A 19,076-nucleotide genomic window follows, 5' to 3' on the forward strand; every position below is an offset into this window, starting at 1 on the left:
CTTTAGTGAGAGGATTCCGCGTGGCTCATGTCCATGCCTTCCATACCGTCGTGTGAGGCGTGCTCACCTTCCGGCTGGGTCATGTCCATGCTCTTCCCGTGGCCCATAAATTTGTTAACAACATCTTTAAACAAATCCGGTTTCACGCTGGAGAAGTACTCCACTTTGTTATATTCGCTGGGCGCTGCGAGCTTATCGAACGTCGCCATATCGCTCATGGCGTTCGGAGACTGTTTCGCCTTCGCAACCCATTGATCGAATGCTGCACGGTCCGGTGTAGCGATAGCTTTGAACTTCATGCCAGAGAAACCTGGACCGCTATAGCTGGCGGAGATACCGTCATACGTGCCCGCTTCATTGGCGATCAGGTGCAGGTTAGTCTGCATGCCCGCCATCGCATAAATCTGGCTGCCCAGACGCGGGATAAAGAACGAGTTCATCACGGAGTTGGAGGTCACTTTGAACGCAACCGGCGTGTTCGCCGGGAAGGCGATTTCATTCACGGTAGCTATGCCCTGTTCCGGATAGATAAAGAACCATTTCCAGTCCATCGAAACGACTTCGATGGTGATGGGTTTCTCGTCGTGCGCCAGCGGCTTGCTGGGTTCGAGCGAGTGCGTGGTTTTCCATGTCAGTACGGCAAGGAACAGGATGATCAGAATCGGCACCGTCCAGACCACAGCTTCCACTTTATTGGAGTGTGACCAGTTAGGGCTATACTTCGCATCTTTATTGCTCGCTCGGTACTTCCAGGCAAAACCTACAGCCATCAAGATGGCGGGAATAACGACAATCATCATCAGGCCAAAAGCCGTCAGTATCAGTGAGCGTTGCTCCAGTCCAATCTGTCCTTTGGGGTCAAGGAGTGCAGAATCGCAGCCACTGAGTAAAAAAGTGCCTGCGAATAATGACAACCATCCCAAACTTTTATTGTATTTCCTGAGTCTCATGTAACGACCTCAATTCCACGGGATCTGGTGGCGTTTAAAGAGTATGGTCATTTTAAGGGAAGGTTACATTACTGTAAACATGAATGGAGCAGTGTCAGTTAAGTGTTACCGTCTTCTGCCGTCTATGTCACACATGTTGCGTAATGTGTCTATTTTTCGACCAGCGCAGGCACGGCGCGGGTGTTATAACGAAACCGGGCGCAAAAGGGGAGGCTGAAGGGCAATTGGTATAACCATTGCTTAAAATATACAAATAATTAACAAATGCATATCAAATAAAAGACAATTGCTGAGCGAAAAATAAAATTGCTAGCAGCTGAATCGGTTTAGGGTAAATTATTTTTTTGGAAAATTGCTAATAATTTCCAGAATTCTATAGCGCACAAAACAACAAATATTTTAAAAAATAAAAAATGAGGCAACCGTTATAATTACCTGCGGTGATTACAACGGCAAATAATACTTTCTTATTTCTGGATGAGCGGGGAATGGCGTAGCGCCAGATAATCAAGCATGCCGCCGCACGCGACGCCCGCTACCGCGATCAGTGCGCCTGCCTCCAGGAGGTACGGTGCAAAAGACAGATGGAATAGCCCTGCCGCATTGATGATGAGCGTAACCAGCCACAGGCCAAGCAACAGGCAACCCAGCATCAACAGGCGTAGTGCAAAACGATAAGCGCGGGTAAAGCGTGAGCGCGGCAGAAAGCCATCATGTTGCCGGGTATATTCCAGTGTCTGCCGACATACCAGTAACAGCAATAACCCTGGCACTGCGGCAATGACGCTGAAAAGGTAGAACGTTGACCAGCCGTGCGCCTCAACAAACCAGCCGGCAATGGGGCCCACGTAAACGCGACCAACTGCGGAAAGGGCCGAGAGCAGGGCAAACTGGGTAGCGGAGAAAGCGCGATTGCATAGCGTCATCAGCAGGGCGACAAAGGCCGCCGTCCCCATGCCGCCGCACAGGTTTTCAAAGAACACCGCCGCGCCCATGCTGATCATATTTTTATCGGTCACGGAGAGCAGCCAATAACCAGCATTAGACGCGCCCTGTAAAATGCCAAAGATGAGCAGGGCGCGGAACAGGGACAAACGCTGCATCAACATACCGCCGTAAAGTGCGCCAATAATGGTTGCCAGCAGCCCCAGCGTTTTATTCACAACACCAACATCACCAGCGTCAAAGCCCACGCCGCGGATCAGGAAGGTGGTGGTTAAACTCATGGCAAAGGCATCCCCAAGTTTATAAAGCACAATCAGCAGCAGAATAAGCCAGGCATTATTGCGGCCAAAAAAGTCACGTAAAGGTTCCGCGACGGCCTGTTCCAGCGTTTTGGGCACCGGGATGGAATCTGCGGGTTCAGGAGCCAGCAGGGTCGCAATAATGCATGGAATAAGCAGCGCTGCCATTAGCCAGTACATTCCCTGCCAGCCGAGCCAGCGGTCCGCCAGCCACAGTGCCAGTCCACCGGATACCAGCATGCCGAGGCGATAGCCGAGCACGCTGATCGCCGCACCGGTACCGCGTTCCTGCGCGGGTAATACGTCCGTTTTCCACGCGTCAAAAACGATGTCCTGCGACGCTGAACAGAAAGCAATAATCACCGCCAGTGCTGCCATCCAGCGCAACTGGCTGCCGGGATCGAGAAAACCCATCGCGGCAATCGACAGTAACAGTAACGCCTGCGTGGCCAGCAACCAGCCACGTCGGCGACCAAACAGTGGTGGCGTATAGCGGTCCATCAACGGCGACCAGAGAAACTTAAACACGTACGCCTGACCGACCAGCGAAAAAAAACCAATGGTTTTAAGATCGATATTCTCGACGGTCATCCACGCCTGAAGCGTGCCGGAAGTCAGGGCGAGCGGTAAGCCTGAGGCAAAACCCAGGATCAGCAGAATGGCAGATTTAGGCTGCCGGAAGAGGTGCAAATAGCGGCTGGACATAAAAGGTGAGTACTGACCCGGCCTGCGCCGGGTCAGTAAACAACATTAACGCGCGTTCTGTTTGACGAAATCGTGAATGCTGGTGTCCTGCGCCATATCGGAAATGGTATCCGTTAAGACGTTGTTAACCGCATCAGCGATGTTTTTATTGGATGCCTGGAATGCGCCTTCAACAGAGTAGTTAGCACGATAATTTTTCGTCATCTTACTGCCGTTCGCCGCCGTGGCGATAATTGCGATGTCAGCCTTGGTCGCGATGTTGTAACGCACATTACCCTGCGAGACGTCGGCGTAGAGCTGATTAACGATGATTTGCAGATCCACCGCGCCGTTTGGCCCGATCATATATCCCCGCGCGGTCATCTGTTTCTCCAGCACTTCCTGCAAGAGGAAGCGCAGGTCGCGGGAAGCGGTCAAAGTCACCTGCTGATTGTCACGAGTGACTTTGGACAGCGCCTGGTCAGGACGTTGATCGGCACCGTTAATGCTGACCGTCACGCCCATCAGGCTTGGGTCCTGCTGGGGAAGGGTGATTTTGGGCGAAACATCAATCGTCGTGGGTGGTGTGGCGCATCCCGCCAGCATAAACAAAGCCATTAACGGGAAAAGTAATTTTTTAAACATTTTGAGGATCTCAGCGCAGTGTGTACTTATAAGAAGAAAATTTCCGCCATCATAACATTGCTAACAATTAGGGGAAGTGCCTGGCGCATGTAAATTCACCGCGTTGTCCGTTTTCTGACCGGTCAGCAGGTTAATGGCAGATACAGTTGGCAAATCAGCCGTATCCGGCCGTTAACTTCAGCGGTTTGGCTGGAAAAAGGGGATGGAAGCTAAATTTTTGTTGTCTAAATGTAATAGAAGCGGTAAAAGCGGCTACGATTTAAAGGGATGGGCGACCCCTCAACGTTGTCGGAGGAGTAAATTCATGATGATACGCGAACAAATCGAAGATAAATTAAGGGCAGCGTTTAACCCCGTGTTCCTCGAAGTTGTGGATGAAAGCTACCGCCACAACGTACCGGCTGGTTCAGAAAGCCATTTTAAAGTGGTTCTGGTCAGCGATCGCTTTACCGGCGAACGTTTTCTTAGCCGCCATCGAATGATTTACAGCACCTTAAGCAGTGAACTGTCTTCCACTGTGCACGCGCTGGCGTTGCATACCTATACCCATAAAGAGTGGGAAGGGCTACAGGATACGATCTTTGCCTCGCCTCCCTGCCGCGGTGCGGGTAGCATCGCGTAAGAAAACGTATTTGCAACGAGCGGAGCTTTTCCAGTATGTTGCTACAGATTATGTGAAAACGGCCTGCGGGCCGTTTTGTTTTGTCTGAATTTTGCGCAAAATGCGCAGCCTTCAGACAAAATTAGCCGGGAATTGTGAAAAGTGCAGCCGCGCGCGCAATAACCGTTCTCGACTCATAAAAGTGATGCCGCTATAATGCTGCGTCTTATTTTTCGGAATGTCTTCGGGATGATTCTGACGCAGGGAATGGGTTTCTGATTCGAGAGAACATCCCGGTACTGTGAAACACAGACATGTTTCCAGGTAGAGTTGACCGAGCACTGTGATTTTTTGAGGTAACAAGATGCAAGTTTCAGTTGAAACCACTCAGGGCCTTGGCCGCCGCCTGACTATTACAATCGCTGCTGACAGCATCGAGACCGCTGTAAAAAGCGAGCTGGTCAACGTCGCGAAGAAAGTACGTATTGACGGCTTCCGTAAGGGTAAAGTACCTATGAATGTCGTTGCTCAGCGTTACGGTGCTTCCGTTCGCCAGGACGTTCTGGGCGATCTGATGAGCCGCAACTTTGTTGATGCGATCATTCAGGAAAAAATCAATCCGGCCGGTGCACCGAACTATGTTCCGGGCGAATACAAACTGGGCGAAGACTTCACCTACTCTGTAGAGTTCGAAGTGTACCCGGAAGTTGAACTGAAAGGTCTGGAAACTATCGAGGTTGAAAAACCGGTTGTTGAAGTGACCGACGCTGACGTTGACACCATGCTGGACACCCTGCGTAAGCAGCAGGCGACCTGGTCTGATAAAGACGGCGAAGTGGCAGAAGAAGATCGCGTTACTATCGACTTCACCGGTTCAGTAGACGGCGAAGAATTCGAAGGCGGTAAAGCCTCTGATTTCGTTCTGGCCCTGGGCCAGGGCCGCATGATCCCGGGCTTTGAAGACGGTATCAAAGGCCACAAAGCCGGTGATGAGTTCACCATCGACGTGACCTTCCCGGAAGAATACCACGCAGAAAACCTGAAAGGTAAAGCGGCTAAGTTCGTCATCAACCTGAAAAAAGTTGAACAGCGTGAACTGCCGGAGCTGACCGAAGAGTTCATCAAGCGTTTTGGCGTTGAGGACGGTTCTATCGATGGTCTGCGTGCTGAAGTACGTAAAAACATGGAACGCGAGCTGAAAGGTGCAGTCCGTAACCGCATCAAAACTCAGGCCATCGAAGGCCTGGTGAAAGCGAACGACATCGACGTTCCTGCTGCCCTGATCGATAGCGAAATCGACGTGCTGCGCCGTCAGGCTGCACAGCGCTTCGGCGGTAACGAAAAACAGGCGCTGGAACTGCCGCGTGAACTGTTCGAAGAGCAGGCTAAACGTCGCGTTGTTGTCGGTCTGCTGCTGGGCGAAGTCATTCGTACCAACGAGCTGAAAGCTGACGAAGAGCGCGTAAAAGGTCTGATCGAAGAGATGGCTTCTGCCTACGAAGATCCGTCAGAAGTGATCGAGTTCTACAGCAAAAACAAAGAGCTGATGGACAATATGCGTAACGTTGCCCTGGAAGAGCAGGCTGTTGAAACGGTTCTGGCCAAAGCAAGCGTGACGGAAAAAGCCACCAACTTTAGCGAACTGATGAACCAGCAGGCGTAATTTTCACCGCCTTTGGCTCTATGTTTGTACAAAAACCCGTCACCTTCTGGTGACGGGTTTTTTTTACTGTCGTTAATGCTCTGAAAGAGTGCCAAAACGCTATTTCAGTGTTAGCGTAACAGCAAAAGGTTGTTATGCTTGAAATAGGGTGATGTCGTACCCATAACGGGGAGACAGCTGTAAAGTTTCTGACTGATATACCGAAATAGCGTTAATGCTTTTAGTAAAGGTCGCCAATGAACTGGCAGCCCGAGGGATGAAGAAGTGTATAATCCGTCTACGTGGTAACCATCAGTACAGCGCTTTTTTCAATTATTATCCAGGAGACGGAAATGTCATACAGTGGCGAACGAGATAATTTTGCACCGCACATGGCCCTGGTGCCCATGGTCATTGAGCAGACTTCACGTGGTGAGCGTTCTTTTGATATTTACTCCCGTCTGCTCAAGGAACGCGTTATTTTCATGGCCGGCCAGGTCGAAGACCATATGGCTAACCTGATCGTAGCGCAGATGCTGTTTCTGGAAGCGGAAAACCCGGAAAAAGATATTTACCTGTATATTAACTCGCCGGGTGGGGTGATCACTGCCGGGATGTCAATCTATGACACCATGCAGTTCATCAAGCCAGACGTCAGCACCATCTGTATGGGGCAGGCTGCTTCGATGGGGGCCTTCCTGCTGACTGCCGGGGCGAAAGGCAAGCGTTTCTGCCTGCCGAACTCACGCGTCATGATCCACCAGCCGTTAGGCGGTTATCAGGGTCAGGCGACGGATATCGAAATTCATGCCCGCGAAATCCTGAAAGTGAAAGGCCGCATGAATGAACTTATGGCACATCACACGGGTCAATCTCTTGAGCAGATCGAACGCGACACCGAGCGCGATCGCTTCTTATCTGCGACGGAATCCGTAGAATATGGTCTGGTGGACTCTATCCTGACCCAACGTAATTGATGCCCAGGCAGTACGTGTGCCGCTATACTATAGCTATGGCGGCACAACGCTTGCGAAGCGGCTTGCGCTTAAGAATGGCACTTGCGTCGTGATGTGCGGCACAAAGAACTTAAGAAGAGGTTTTACTCATGACAGATAAACGCAAAGATGGATCGGGCAAACTGTTGTACTGCTCTTTTTGCGGCAAAAGCCAGCATGAAGTGCGTAAACTGATTGCCGGGCCGTCCGTGTATATCTGCGACGAATGTGTCGATTTATGTAACGATATCATTCGCGAAGAGATCAAAGAAGTGGCACCGCATCGCGAACGTAGCGCACTGCCGTCGCCGCATGAAATCCGTCATCATCTGGACGATTATGTCATCGGTCAGGAACAGGCGAAAAAAGTCCTGGCGGTTGCGGTTTACAACCATTACAAGCGTCTGCGCAATGGCGATACCAGCAACGGTGTAGAGCTCGGCAAAAGTAACATTTTGCTGATTGGCCCGACCGGTTCTGGTAAAACCCTGCTGGCGGAAACCCTGGCGCGCCTGCTGGATGTGCCATTCACTATGGCAGATGCGACCACCCTGACTGAAGCCGGTTACGTGGGTGAGGACGTCGAAAATATCATCCAGAAACTGCTGCAGAAATGTGACTACGACGTGCAGAAAGCTCAGCGCGGTATCGTATATATCGATGAAATCGATAAGATTTCTCGTAAGTCTGATAATCCGTCGATTACCCGTGATGTGTCCGGCGAAGGGGTACAGCAGGCGTTGCTGAAACTGATCGAAGGTACAGTGGCTGCCGTTCCGCCGCAGGGTGGACGTAAACATCCGCAGCAGGAGTTTTTGCAGGTCGATACCTCCAAAATCCTGTTCATCTGTGGCGGTGCGTTTGCCGGCCTGGATAAAGTCATCGCCCATCGTGTCGAAACCGGCTCCGGCATTGGTTTTGGCGCGACGGTAAAAGCACAATCTGATAAAGCGAGCGAAGGTGAATTACTGGCGCAGGTTGAACCGGAAGATTTGATCAAATTTGGTCTCATCCCGGAATTTATTGGCCGTCTGCCGGTGGTGGCTACCCTCAGCGAGCTGAGCGAAGAAGCGCTGATTCAGATCCTCAAAGAGCCGAAAAACGCCCTGACCAAGCAGTATCAGGCGCTGTTTAACCTCGAAGGCGTTGAACTTGAATTCCGTGACGAAGCGCTGGACGCTATCGCTAAAAAAGCGATGGCACGTAAAACCGGCGCGCGCGGTCTGCGCTCCATCGTCGAGGCTGCGCTGCTGGATACCATGTACGACCTTCCGTCTCAGGAAGAAGTTGAAAAAGTGGTTGTCGACGAGTCGGTTATTACCGAACACACTAAACCATTGCTGATTTATGGTACCTCTGAAGCCCAGCAGGCATCAGGCGAATAATTAACCAATTTATACAATCAGTTAATAAAAAAGGGGGGATTTTATCTCCCCTTTTATTTTTCCTGTCACAGAGCGTTGAATGTAGGTGAATCATCCCCATATACTGAATCACATGTTAAAGATGCATGCAGTACAGTGCTATCTGTTTACCTGGCGGACACTAAACTAAGAGAGAGCTCTATGAATCCTGAGCGTTCTGAACGCATTGAAATCCCCGTATTGCCATTGCGCGATGTGGTGGTTTATCCGCACATGGTCATACCCTTATTTGTAGGGCGGGAAAAATCTATCCGTTGCCTTGAAGCCGCTATGGATCATGATAAAAAAATCATGCTGGTGGCGCAGAAAGAAGCATCGACGGATGAGCCGGGTGTAAACGATCTTTTCACCGTCGGGACCGTGGCCTCTATTTTACAAATGCTGAAGCTGCCTGACGGCACGGTAAAAGTGCTGGTTGAAGGCTTGCAGCGTGCGCGTATTACTGCGTTAACGGACGATGGTGAGCATTTTTCCGCCAAAGCGGAGTACCTGGAATCCCCGGCGATGGACGAGCGCGAACAGGAAGTCCTGGTTCGCACCGCGATCGGTCAGTTTGAAGGCTATATCAAACTGAATAAAAAAATTCCCCCGGAAGTACTGACCTCATTAAACAGTATTGACGATCCGGCGCGCCTGGCGGACACCATCGCCGCTCATATGCCGTTAAAACTGGCGGATAAACAATCGGTGCTGGAAATGGCCGACGTTAATGAGCGCCTTGAATATCTGATGGCGATGATGGAATCAGAAATCGATCTGCTCCAGGTTGAGAAACGTATTCGCAACCGCGTTAAGAAGCAGATGGAAAAATCGCAGCGTGAGTATTATCTGAATGAGCAAATGAAAGCCATTCAGAAAGAACTCGGTGAGATGGATGACGCGCCAGATGAAAACGAAGCGCTGAAACGCAAAATCGACGCGGCGAAAATGCCGAAAGAGGCAAAAGAAAAAACCGAAGCCGAACTGCAAAAGCTGAAGATGATGTCGCCGATGTCCGCGGAGGCGACGGTGGTGCGCGGTTATATCGACTGGATGGTTCAGGTACCGTGGAATGCGCGTAGCAAGGTCAAAAAAGACCTGCGTCAGGCGCAGGAAATCCTCGACACCGATCACTACGGCCTGGAGCGCGTCAAAGACCGCATCCTCGAGTACCTCGCGGTACAAAGCCGCATGAACAAGCTGAAAGGACCGATTCTGTGCCTGGTGGGGCCGCCGGGGGTAGGTAAAACCTCTCTGGGTCAGTCCATTGCCAGAGCTACCGGGCGTAAATACATCCGTATGGCACTGGGCGGCGTGCGTGACGAAGCTGAAATTCGTGGTCACCGCCGCACTTATATCGGTTCAATGCCGGGTAAACTTATCCAGAAAATGGCGAAAGTGGGCGTGAAAAACCCGCTGTTCCTGCTTGATGAGATCGACAAAATGTCGTCGGACATGCGTGGCGATCCGGCTTCCGCCCTGCTTGAGGTACTGGACCCTGAGCAGAACGTGGCATTTAGCGATCATTATCTGGAAGTGGATTACGATCTCAGCGACGTGATGTTCGTAGCAACGTCGAACTCCATGAATATTCCGGCTCCGCTGCTGGATCGTATGGAAGTGATCCGTCTGTCCGGTTATACCGAAGACGAAAAACTCAATATTGCCAAACAGCACCTTCTGCCGAAGCAAATTGAGCGTAACGCCTTGAAAAGCAGTGAAATTACCGTTGATGATAGCGCGATTACCGGCATCATTCGCTACTATACCCGTGAAGCGGGCGTGCGTAGCCTTGAGCGTGAAATTTCCAAACTGTGTCGCAAAGCGGTTAAACAACTGCTGCTCGACAAAACGCTCAAGCACATCACTATCAACAGTGACAACCTGAAGGATTTCCTCGGCGTCCAGCGCTTTGACTATGGTCGTGCGGACAACGAAAACCGCGTGGGCCAGGTCACTGGTCTGGCATGGACCGAAGTGGGTGGCGATCTGCTGACCATTGAGACTGCCTGCGTGCCGGGTAAAGGTAAGCTGACCTACACCGGTTCGCTGGGTGAAGTCATGCAGGAATCCATTCAGGCGGCGCTAACCGTGGTGCGTGCACGTGCTGAGAAACTTGGCATCAATAGCGACTTCCACGAAAAACGCGATATTCATGTTCACGTACCGGAAGGGGCGACACCGAAAGACGGTCCAAGCGCCGGTATCGCAATGTGTACCGCACTGGTCTCCTGCTTAACCGGCAACCCGGTACGCGCTGATGTGGCGATGACTGGTGAAATCACCCTGCGCGGGCTGGTACTGCCTATCGGTGGTCTGAAAGAGAAACTGCTGGCGGCGCATCGCGGCGGTATTAAAACGGTGCTTATTCCTTACGAGAATAAACGCGATCTGGAAGAGATCCCGGACAACGTGATTGCCGACCTTGAGATTCATCCTGTGAAGCGAATTGAGGAAGTTCTGAGTCTCGCATTGCAAAATGAACCCTCCGGAATGCAGGTTGTAAGCGCAAAATAGTGACCTTGCGCAAAGAGCGCTAATAAAAAAGGGGCTGGTGAGTGAATTCGGACTTGCCAGCCTTTTTTTGTATAGCTAATTTAGATTGCTGGTCTGACACGTCATTGGTAACTGATGTTGTAAGGGCATGTCAGTCCTGTTATAACTGCTGCGCGGTCGTACGATGAAGGACTCATGTACGATATAAATTATAAAGAGAGGAAGAGAACAGTGAATAAATCTCAACTGATAGACAAAATTGCTGCAGGGGCTGATATCTCTAAAGCTGCGGCTGGACGTGCGTTAGATGCTTTAATTGCTTCTGTTACGGAATCTCTGCAGGCCGGAGATGACGTTGCACTGGTAGGTTTTGGTACTTTTGCTGTGAAAGAGCGTGCTGCCCGTACTGGTCGCAACCCGCAAACAGGTAAAGAGATCACCATCGCTGCCGCTAAAGTCCCGGGTTTCCGCGCGGGTAAAGCGCTGAAAGACGCAGTAAACTGATCGTTTCCCGTAAGGGATGTGACACAGTATGAGGGCGCATCATTTGATGTGCCTTTTTTATTTGTGATGAGGGATTTCTGTTTTTGCTGCTGACAATGGCCCCGTTTTCTTGTCACAATACCCCTTTACGCGCAGGGTTCGTGCTATGCTGCGCGACGTATCAAGTCATCTACAGCGGAGCGTTGTTACACCATGATGGACAACCTACGTACGGCGGCTAACAGCCTCGTACTCAAGATTATTTTCGTTATCATTATTGTGTCGTTCATTTTGACCGGCGTAAGCAGCTACCTGATTGGCGGTAACAATAATTACGCCGCAAAAGTGAACGGCCAGGAAATTGGTCGTCAGCAGTTTGAAAATGCCGTGGCCAGCGAGCGTAACCAGCGCCAGCAGCAGATGGGCGATCAGTTTTCGGAACTGGCGTCTAACGAAAACTACATCAGAGATATGCGCCAGCAGGTGCTCAGCCGTCTGGTTGACGAAGCGCTCCTCGACCAGTACGCCCGCGAACTGGGGCTGGGTATTAGCGACGATCAGGTCAAAAAGGCCATTTTCTCGACTCAGGCTTTCCAGAGTAACGGTCAGTTCGACAACACTCGTTATAACGAACTGGTTAACCGCATGGGAATGACTGCCGATCAATATGCCCAGGCGCTGCGTAATCAACTGGTTACTCAGCAATTGATTAACGCCGTCGTCGGCACCGATTTTATGCTGCCGGGGGAAACCGACGAACTGGCGTCGCTGGTCTCACAGCAGCGTGTCGTCCGTGAAGCCACTATCGATGTCAATGCGCTGGTCGCCAAACAGCAGGCCAGCGATGCGGAGATTCAGGCCGCCTATGAGCAGAATAAAGGCCAGTTTGTTTCGCCTGAGCAGTTCCGCGTAAGCTACATCAAAATGGACGCGGCCTCGATGCAGCAAAACGCCTCTGACGACGAGATTCAGGCATACTACGACGAGCATCAGGATTTGTTTACCCAATCCGCACGTAACCGCTACAGCGTTATCCAGACAAAAACCGAAGCCGATGCAAAGGCGGTGCTGGACGAGCTGAATAAGGGCGCAGACTTTGCCACCGTGGCGAAAGAAAAATCCACCGATATCATCTCTGCCCGTAACGGCGGTGATATCGGCTGGTTGGATGATGCAGGTACGCTGCCAGAGCTGAAAGGCGCTGGCCTGAAAGAAAAAGGGCAGATCTCCGGGGTGATTAAATCATCCGTTGGTTTCCTGGTGGCTCGTCTTGATGACACTCAGCCTGCGAAAGTGAAACCGCTGGCAGAAGCGCGTGATGACATCGCCGCCAAAGTGAAGCAGGAAAAAGGGCTGGACGCTTACTTTGCCCTGCAACAGAAAGTCAGCGAGGCCGCCAGCAATGACAATGAATCATTGGCTGGTGCGGAACAGGCGGCTGGCATCAAAGCCGTGGAAACCGGCTGGTTTGACCGCAACAGCCTGCCCGCAGAGCTGAACTTCAAGCCAGTTTCCGACGCTATCTTCAGCGGCGCGCTGGTGGGGCAGAACGGTACGCCGGGCAGCAACTCAGACATCATCACTGTTGATGGCGATCGTGCGTTTGTTATTCGCGTGAGCGAGCACAAAGCGGAAGCTGTAAAACCGCTGGCTGAGGTGAGAGATCTGGTGGCAGAAAGCGTCAGACGTGAGAAAGCCACTCAGCAGGCGAAGCTGGATGCAGAAAAACTGCTGACCGCGCTGCAAACCGGTAAAGGTGATGAAGCAATGAAAGCTGCTGGACTGAGCTTCGGCGAGGCGAAAACGCTTAGCCGTACGGGTCAGGACCCGGTAAGTCAGGCCGCCTTTACGCTGGCACTACCAGCAAACGGTAAGCCTTCTTATGGTACCGCCAATGATATGCAGGGAAATATTGTCCTGTTGGCGCTGGATGACGTTAAAGCCGGAACCATGCCGGACGATCAGAAAAAAGCAATGGTACAGGGCATTACGCGTAACAATGCTCAGATCGCCTTTGAAGCCCTGATGAGTAACCTGCGTAAGCAAGCCAAAATCAAGTATGGCGACATTGTTGAGCAGCAACAATAACGAGGCTGCTTCCAGAATTTTGCAACTCGTTGCAATAACTAAAGGCCGCTTTCGCGGCCTTTTCCATTTTTAACATTCGCCATTTGTTTCCAGTTTTCTCTCCCGTTATCGTGACTTCGCTGTCAACAAACAAGGAGATAACAGCATGAAACGTGGAATCAAAGTGGCTCTCATTACCGTAGCACTGGCCTGTGCCGGGCTGAGCTTTCCGACGCTGGCGGCGTCGCCGGCGTCAAAAACACAGGCAGTGCAAACAACGTCCGATGCTAAGCCCACAACGCAAACTAAAGCCGTTGCTGCGGCGCAGTCCAGCGATGATGAAGGTACCAGGGTGAATATCAATACGGCATCTGCTGAAGAGCTGGCGCATGCCATGAACGGCGTGGGATTAAAAAAAGCACAAGCGATTGTCAGCTATCGTGATGAGTATGGTCCCTTTAAGTCACTTGACGATCTTCAGCAGGTACCAGGCATGGGTAGCTCGCTGGTGGAGCGTAATCTTGCGCATCTGACCCTGTAAATTTCATTCAAAGAGTTGCATGGCGGCAAATTTTTGCCAGACTAAAGAGGTCATACCAGTGGTGTGACCTCTGTCTCTATTACAACAATAAAGGTTAACGCGCTATGCAGACTCAAATTAAAGTTCGGGGTTATCACCTCGATGTTTATCAACATGTTAATAACGCCCGCTACCTGGAGTTTCTGGAAGAAGCACGCTGGGATGGGCTGGAAAGCAGCGATAGTTTTCAGTGGATGACCGCGCACCATATCGCTTTTGTCGTGGTTAATATCAATATTAATTACCGGCGTCCGGCAGTGTTGAGCGATCTTCTCACTATAACCAGCGAACTCCGGCAGCTTAACGGTAAGAGCGGAATTCTCAGCCAGGTCGTAACGCTTGAGCCAGAAGGCCAGGTTGTCGCCGACGCGTTAATCACCTTTGTGTGTATTGATTTGAAAACCCAGAAAGCACTGGCGCTGGAGGGGGAACTGCGGGAGAAACTGGAAGCGATGATGCCGGGAGAATAACGCTTGCCGTGCCAGTAATGCCCGGGGTACGACGCTTGCTCGGGTGGTGTTTTGCCCGGCGGCGCTGGCGCTTGCGCGGGCCTACGGGGGATGACGCTTGCTCGGGTGGTGTTTTACCCGGCGGCGCTGGCGCTTGCGCGGGCCTACGGGGGATGACGCTGGCTCGGGTGATGGTTTTGCCCGGCGGCGCTGGCGCGGCCTGTGGTACTTACTGCTGGAGATCACCTGTTTTGTAGGCCCGGTAAGGCGAAAGCCGCCACCGGGCAACACGGCCACGGTGCGGCTATCGTCATTCGAACACTCCGCCCGGCATTCCCTTATGCCAGCCCGGTTTTTCTCTGCATTGCTGTCCTCACCGACGTTACATTCGCCAGAAAATGGTTTAACCCATTGGCACGCAGATGACAGGCAGCACATTGCCCGCAACCATCACCTTTAATGCCGTTGTAACAGGTCAACGTCTCATTACGAACCAGATCCAGCTTGCCCCAGTAATCGGCCAGCGCCCAGGTTTCGGCTTTATCAAGCCACATTAGCGGCGTTTCAAAACGAATATCCTTTGCCATTCCCAGGCTTACCGCGTGGTTAAGCGCCTTAACAAATTCATCGCGGCAATCCGGATAGCCGGAGAAGTCGGTCTCACATACCCCGGTGATCACCGCTTCGGCCTTCACCTGATAAGCGTAAATCGCCGCCAGGGTTAAAAATAAAATATTACGTCCTGGTACGAAGGTATTCGGAATGCCATCGGCATCGGGTTTATAATCCGGCACCGGAATGCTGTCACGGGTCAGACTGCTAATCGCCAGTTCATTGAGCAACGTCACATCCAGCACTTTGTGCGCCCGGGCACCTAACTTCAGGGCCAGTTCTCGCGCGACGTCAATCTCCGCCCGATGCCGCTGGCCATAGTCGAACGTCACGCAGTGAACGTCATCATACTGATGCAGTGCCTGAATCAGACAGGTTGTGGAGTCTTGTCCTCCGCTAAAAACAACAACCGCGCGTTTCATTACTCTTCCCGCTTATTACATTAAACCGCTATGGTAACGTCTGCTGACCACGGCGACCAGCTTCTTCAGCGGATGGAGGCAGGTAGCCATGCTGAACAAAAATCAAACCAGCCCCGCGTATTAAGGCGAATACCGTTCACCCCCGGCGGGGCGCTAACCCGATAATGATAATTAAACAGCGGCGTTAAAATGCCCTGCGACATGAGCGAATCGAAAACCTGTTTGAGTGCGGCGCAACGTTGGTCATCATCCGGATGCCGTTGCGCCTCGTCCAGCGTCAGTTGCAGTCGGGAAAATTGCGCTTCACTGAGGAGCGCTGGCCACAGCGGATCGCAGCGCAGCCACTGTTCGAGAGTATACTCAGCAGACTCACCAATCAGCCTGTCACCCATGATAATGTCCGCCTTTGGCAGACTGGTGCATCCCTCCCAGTTTTTGGCATCATAAAAAACCAGTTTCAGCTCACAATCTTCTGCTGCCAGCGCGGTTTTGAGCTGTTGCGCCATGGTATGCAATTCGACAGGAAGATGGTAAAGCAGCGTTAACGCTGGCGGAAGAGGCGTATTGGTTTCCCTGGATGCCGGAGGGATCGCCCAGCCGGGTAAAAGCTCCTGGCTGGGGGTGATCAGATTTTCATCCAGCGGCAGCGTCTGCAACAGGGCGGTATGGTGAATGATATCAATCACTCGTTGTGCCTGTGCCTGGGTAAGCCGCTCGCTTTGGCGCAGAGCGAGATAACAAAAACCGAGGCTGATGCTATTGCTCACTAACCGCAGCTGGCTTAACTCTTCAGGCTCGCCAATGGCGATTTGTACCGGATGACGACAACTGGTGCCTAAATTCTGCTCAAAAAGCAGTGGGGTGATCCAGTATTCAATCGCTTTCAGCAGTGGGTGCGTTAAATGGTAGCGGTCATGGTTTTCCAGCCGTACCAGCTCCGGCCCGAAGATTTTCAGGCAAAACGGGCCGGTACCTACCGCCGGATGCTCCGGATGTGCCAGTACGCTGCAATAGCTGGCGAGGCGGTGCGCCAGCCAGTAATCCGCACGATCAAGAATAAAGGTCAGGCATTGTGCGTGTGTGATCTCAATACGGCTGATGCTGGCAAATAACCTGCGTAAGGCGGGCAAAGACAACAGCATATCCAGGCGCGCCTTTAACTGTCCGGTCGTAACGGCATCGCCATTATGCCAGTAAAGCGTTGAACGGATATAAAACTGCCAGCGCAGGCCGTCAGCGGAAATTTCCCAGTGATGGGCGAGATCGCCCTGCGGCTGCGATGAATCCTGCAAAAAGCGGGTCAGGCCGCAGAATACTTGCCCCGCCAGATGTTGTTCTGCGCGACCTGATAAAAAACCGGGATGCAGCGGTTCAAGTGGCCGGTAATAAGGTATGCGCAGGGTGGGCGTATTGTTTTGCCATTGCCCGCCCAGAAAAGGGTGTAACAGTGCCCGTAGTTCAACCGGAGCCAGTTGCGCCAGTTCAAGCGCATCGTGCTGGTGGCCCTTATTTAGTGCCTGCTCCATCATCTGATTGCGTAACATGACGGGAGAAACCAAAAATTTCAGCACACCACGCTTTCCTCTCCCCGAGCGGGCCTGCCAGTGCAGCCAGCCTGCCTCCTGCGCCTGGCGCAACAGCGTTCGCATATGTCTTTCGCTGCAAAAACAGCGGGCTGCCAGCTCGGCAATAGTGGCCTCCTGGGGCGCGCCATCGGACGGTTGCCAGAGCCGCTGATATTGGTTAAGGCGATTAAGCAGTCTCATAAAAACCCGGAACAATATTCATCAACTATTCACTATTACTTCCGTATATCCCGGTAGATACTTAAGCGCAAGACAAACGCATCATTTATCGGGATACGATCATGGTCAAACTGGCTGCATTTGATATGGATGGTACGCTACTGATGCCGGACCATCGTCTGGGAGACAAAACCCTGACTACGCTTAAACGCCTGCGCGATCGTGATATTACGCTGACGTTTGCTACCGGCCGCCATGCCCTGGAAATGCGTCATGTGATTGGCGAACTGGCACTGGAGGCGTTTCTTATCACCGGTAACGGAACGCGTATTCATTCTCTGGAAGGCGAGCTACTTCACCAGCAGGATCTGGCTCCCGATGTGGCGCAAGCGGTCCTGCACGGAAACTGGCAGACCGATGCCAGCATGCACATTTTCAATGACCGCGGCTGGTTCACGGACAAAGAGATGCCGCTCCTGCTTCAGGCGCATGCCTTCAGCGGTTTCCGCTATCAGATCCGCGATTTACAGCGGGTGCCGCTGGATGAGGTGACAAAAATCTGTTTTTGTGGCGAGCATGAAGACCTCTGCCGCCTGCAAATTCAGCTACAGGAGACACTGGGTGAGCGCGCGCACCTGTGTTTTTCTGCCCTTTATTGCCTTGAGGTATTGCCCACAGGATGCAACAAAGGTGCAGCGCTTAGCGTGTTAAGCCAGCATTTGGGCATTTCAATGCAGGATTGTATGGCCTTTGGCGACGCGATGAACGACAGCGAAATGCTTTCAAGCGTGGGGCACGGGTTGATTATGGGTAACGCCATGCCGCAGCTTATAAATGTTCTGCCCCACTTAACGGTTATTGGACACTGCCAGACGCAGGCAGTCTCCCATTTTTTGGCTCACTGGCTGGATAACCCCCATCTTCCTTATTCCCCCGAATAGTAAGATTTTTTCCAGCAAGCCAGACGTCAGTCTGGCTTTTTTTATTCTGTCAGCCGCGCAAGCTCTGCTTTCCACGGGGTCACGTCGCCGATATTTTCCTTCACCCACTGCGGGTTATAGTAGGTCTCCAGATAGCGCTCGCCGCTGTCACACAGCAAGGTGACAATCGCGCCGCAACGGCCTTGCTCACGCATTCTGGCAGCCAGTTGCAGCGCTCCCCACATGTTGGTCCCGGTAGACGCGCCGACCTTACGGCCAAGCTGCGTTTCCAGCCACTGCGCGGTGGCGACGCTGGCGGCATCGGGCACGCGCAGCATCTCGTCAACGACGTGCGGAATAAACGACGGCTCAACACGCGGGCGGCCAATGCCTTCGATTTTACTGCCGACCGTGCTGCGCAGGGTGGCATCGCGGGTTTGCCAGTAGTCCATAAACACTGAGTTTTGCGGGTCGACTACCGCCAGCCGGGTATCGTAGCCCTGAGAGCGAATATAACGACCAATGGTGGCTGACGTGCCGCCGGTTCCGGCGCTCATCACAATAAACGCAGGCACCGGATGCGGCTCGTTCTGCATCTGCCGGAAAATACTGTCGGCAATATTATTATTACCGCGCCAGTCGGTTGCGCGTTCGGCAAAGGTAAACTGATCCATGTAGTGACCGTTCAGTTCGCGGGCCAGCGTTTCAGAGGCGGCATAAATCTCGCAGGCGCTATTCACGAAGTGGCAGCGACCGCCGTAAAACTCTATTTGTTCAATCTTACGTCTGGCCGTGCAGGCGGGCATCACGGCAATGAACGGCAGCCCCAGCAGACGCGCGAAATAGGCTTCTGACACCGCTGTCGAGCCGGAAGACGCTTCGATAATCGGCGTTCCTTCAGTGATCCAGCCGTTGCACAGACCGTACAGAAACAGCGAGCGCGCCAGGCGGTGCTTCAGGCTGCCGGTCGGATGTGTGCTTTCATCTTTCAGATAAAGCGGGATGCCGCTGAAGCCCGGCAGCGTCAGGCGAATAAGATGCGTGTCGGCGGAGCGCTGGTAGTCAGCATTAATTTCGCTGATGGCATGATTGACCCAGTTGCGGTTCATGATGGTTTTCCATTTGTCATTTTGTGCCC

General features: G+C 52.3%; 16 protein-coding genes. 10 read left to right on the forward strand and 6 right to left on the reverse strand.

Translation table 11 applies throughout. The features are described from left to right. Window positions 1–2: 2 nt before the first annotated feature. The 3 genes from cyoA to CHU32_RS07625 all read right to left on the reverse strand — a co-directional run bounded on the left by cyoA (window position 3) and on the right by CHU32_RS07625 (window position 3,523). Window positions 3–950, reverse strand: a complete 948-nt coding sequence (gene cyoA, locus CHU32_RS07615) for a cytochrome o ubiquinol oxidase subunit II (protein ID WP_103674913.1) — start codon at window positions 948–950, stop codon at window positions 3–5. A gap of 467 nt (window positions 951–1,417) precedes the next feature. Then, the gene (gene ampG, locus CHU32_RS07620) at window positions 1,418–2,899 is read right to left on the reverse strand and encodes a muropeptide MFS transporter AmpG (protein ID WP_103674914.1); all 1,482 of its coding nucleotides are present in this window, start codon (window positions 2,897–2,899) and stop codon (window positions 1,418–1,420) included. A 45-nt stretch (window positions 2,900–2,944) separates the two neighbouring features. Next, window positions 2,945–3,523, reverse strand: coding sequence for a lipoprotein (locus CHU32_RS07625; RefSeq protein WP_103674915.1), 579 nt, complete (start codon window positions 3,521–3,523; stop codon window positions 2,945–2,947). Window positions 3,524–3,827: 304 nt separating this feature from the next. Here CHU32_RS07625 and bolA point away from each other — a divergent pair, with 304 nt between their 5' ends. The 9 genes from bolA (at window position 3,828) to fadM (ending at window position 14,260) form a co-directional block, all read left to right on the forward strand. Beyond that, window positions 3,828–4,145 (forward strand): transcriptional regulator BolA, encoded by a 318-nt coding sequence (gene bolA / locus CHU32_RS07630; RefSeq protein WP_103674916.1) that lies wholly within the window; start codon window positions 3,828–3,830, stop codon window positions 4,143–4,145. Between the two features lie 343 nt (window positions 4,146–4,488). Further along, window positions 4,489–5,787, forward strand: coding sequence for a trigger factor (gene tig, locus CHU32_RS07635; protein WP_103674917.1), 1,299 nt, complete (start codon window positions 4,489–4,491; stop codon window positions 5,785–5,787). Between the two features lie 332 nt (window positions 5,788–6,119). Then, window positions 6,120–6,743, forward strand: coding sequence for an ATP-dependent Clp endopeptidase proteolytic subunit ClpP (gene clpP, locus CHU32_RS07640; protein WP_103674918.1), 624 nt, complete (start codon window positions 6,120–6,122; stop codon window positions 6,741–6,743). Window positions 6,744–6,871: 128 nt separating this feature from the next. Next, entirely contained in the window at window positions 6,872–8,146 is a 1,275-nt protein-coding gene (gene clpX / locus CHU32_RS07645) for an ATP-dependent protease ATP-binding subunit ClpX (RefSeq protein WP_103674919.1), read from the forward strand. Between the two features lie 180 nt (window positions 8,147–8,326). Then, on the forward strand, window positions 8,327–10,681 hold the full coding sequence (lon, locus tag CHU32_RS07650; RefSeq protein ID WP_103674920.1) for an endopeptidase La: 2,355 nt from the start codon (window positions 8,327–8,329) through the stop codon (window positions 10,679–10,681). 210 nt (window positions 10,682–10,891) lie between these two features. Next, window positions 10,892–11,164, forward strand: a complete 273-nt coding sequence (gene hupB, locus CHU32_RS07655; protein ID WP_002444653.1) for a nucleoid-associated protein HU-beta — start codon at window positions 10,892–10,894, stop codon at window positions 11,162–11,164. A 192-nt stretch (window positions 11,165–11,356) separates the two neighbouring features. Further along, window positions 11,357–13,231, forward strand: coding sequence for a peptidylprolyl isomerase (gene ppiD, locus CHU32_RS07660; RefSeq protein ID WP_103674921.1), 1,875 nt, complete (start codon window positions 11,357–11,359; stop codon window positions 13,229–13,231). Window positions 13,232–13,376: 145 nt separating this feature from the next. Further along, window positions 13,377–13,751, forward strand: coding sequence for a helix-hairpin-helix domain-containing protein (locus CHU32_RS07665; RefSeq protein ID WP_103674922.1), 375 nt, complete (start codon window positions 13,377–13,379; stop codon window positions 13,749–13,751). A gap of 104 nt (window positions 13,752–13,855) precedes the next feature. Continuing rightward, the gene (gene fadM, locus CHU32_RS07670; RefSeq protein ID WP_103674923.1) at window positions 13,856–14,260 is read left to right on the forward strand and encodes a long-chain acyl-CoA thioesterase FadM; all 405 of its coding nucleotides are present in this window, start codon (window positions 13,856–13,858) and stop codon (window positions 14,258–14,260) included. A 317-nt stretch (window positions 14,261–14,577) separates the two neighbouring features. On the opposite strand, the gene queC is transcribed toward fadM, so the two are convergent. Then, the gene (queC, locus tag CHU32_RS07675) at window positions 14,578–15,273 is read right to left on the reverse strand and encodes a 7-cyano-7-deazaguanine synthase QueC (RefSeq protein ID WP_103674924.1); all 696 of its coding nucleotides are present in this window, start codon (window positions 15,271–15,273) and stop codon (window positions 14,578–14,580) included. 65 nt (window positions 15,274–15,338) lie between these two features. Beyond that, on the reverse strand, window positions 15,339–17,039 hold the full coding sequence (locus CHU32_RS07680) for an SgrR family transcriptional regulator (protein ID WP_103674925.1): 1,701 nt from the start codon (window positions 17,037–17,039) through the stop codon (window positions 15,339–15,341). Between the two features lie 101 nt (window positions 17,040–17,140). On the opposite strand from CHU32_RS07680, the gene cof reads away from it, so the two are divergent. After that, on the forward strand, window positions 17,141–17,959 hold the full coding sequence (gene cof / locus CHU32_RS07685; protein WP_103674926.1) for an HMP-PP phosphatase: 819 nt from the start codon (window positions 17,141–17,143) through the stop codon (window positions 17,957–17,959). Window positions 17,960–18,000: 41 nt separating this feature from the next. Here the strand turns inward: cof and CHU32_RS07690 are convergent, their stop codons facing one another. Beyond that, on the reverse strand, window positions 18,001–19,047 hold the full coding sequence (locus CHU32_RS07690) for a PLP-dependent cysteine synthase family protein (protein WP_103674927.1): 1,047 nt from the start codon (window positions 19,045–19,047) through the stop codon (window positions 18,001–18,003). Window positions 19,048–19,076: the final 29 nt, after the last annotated feature.

The organism is Superficieibacter electus, assembly GCF_002915575.1.
GTDB classification, from domain to species: domain Bacteria; phylum Pseudomonadota; class Gammaproteobacteria; order Enterobacterales; family Enterobacteriaceae; genus Superficieibacter; species Superficieibacter electus.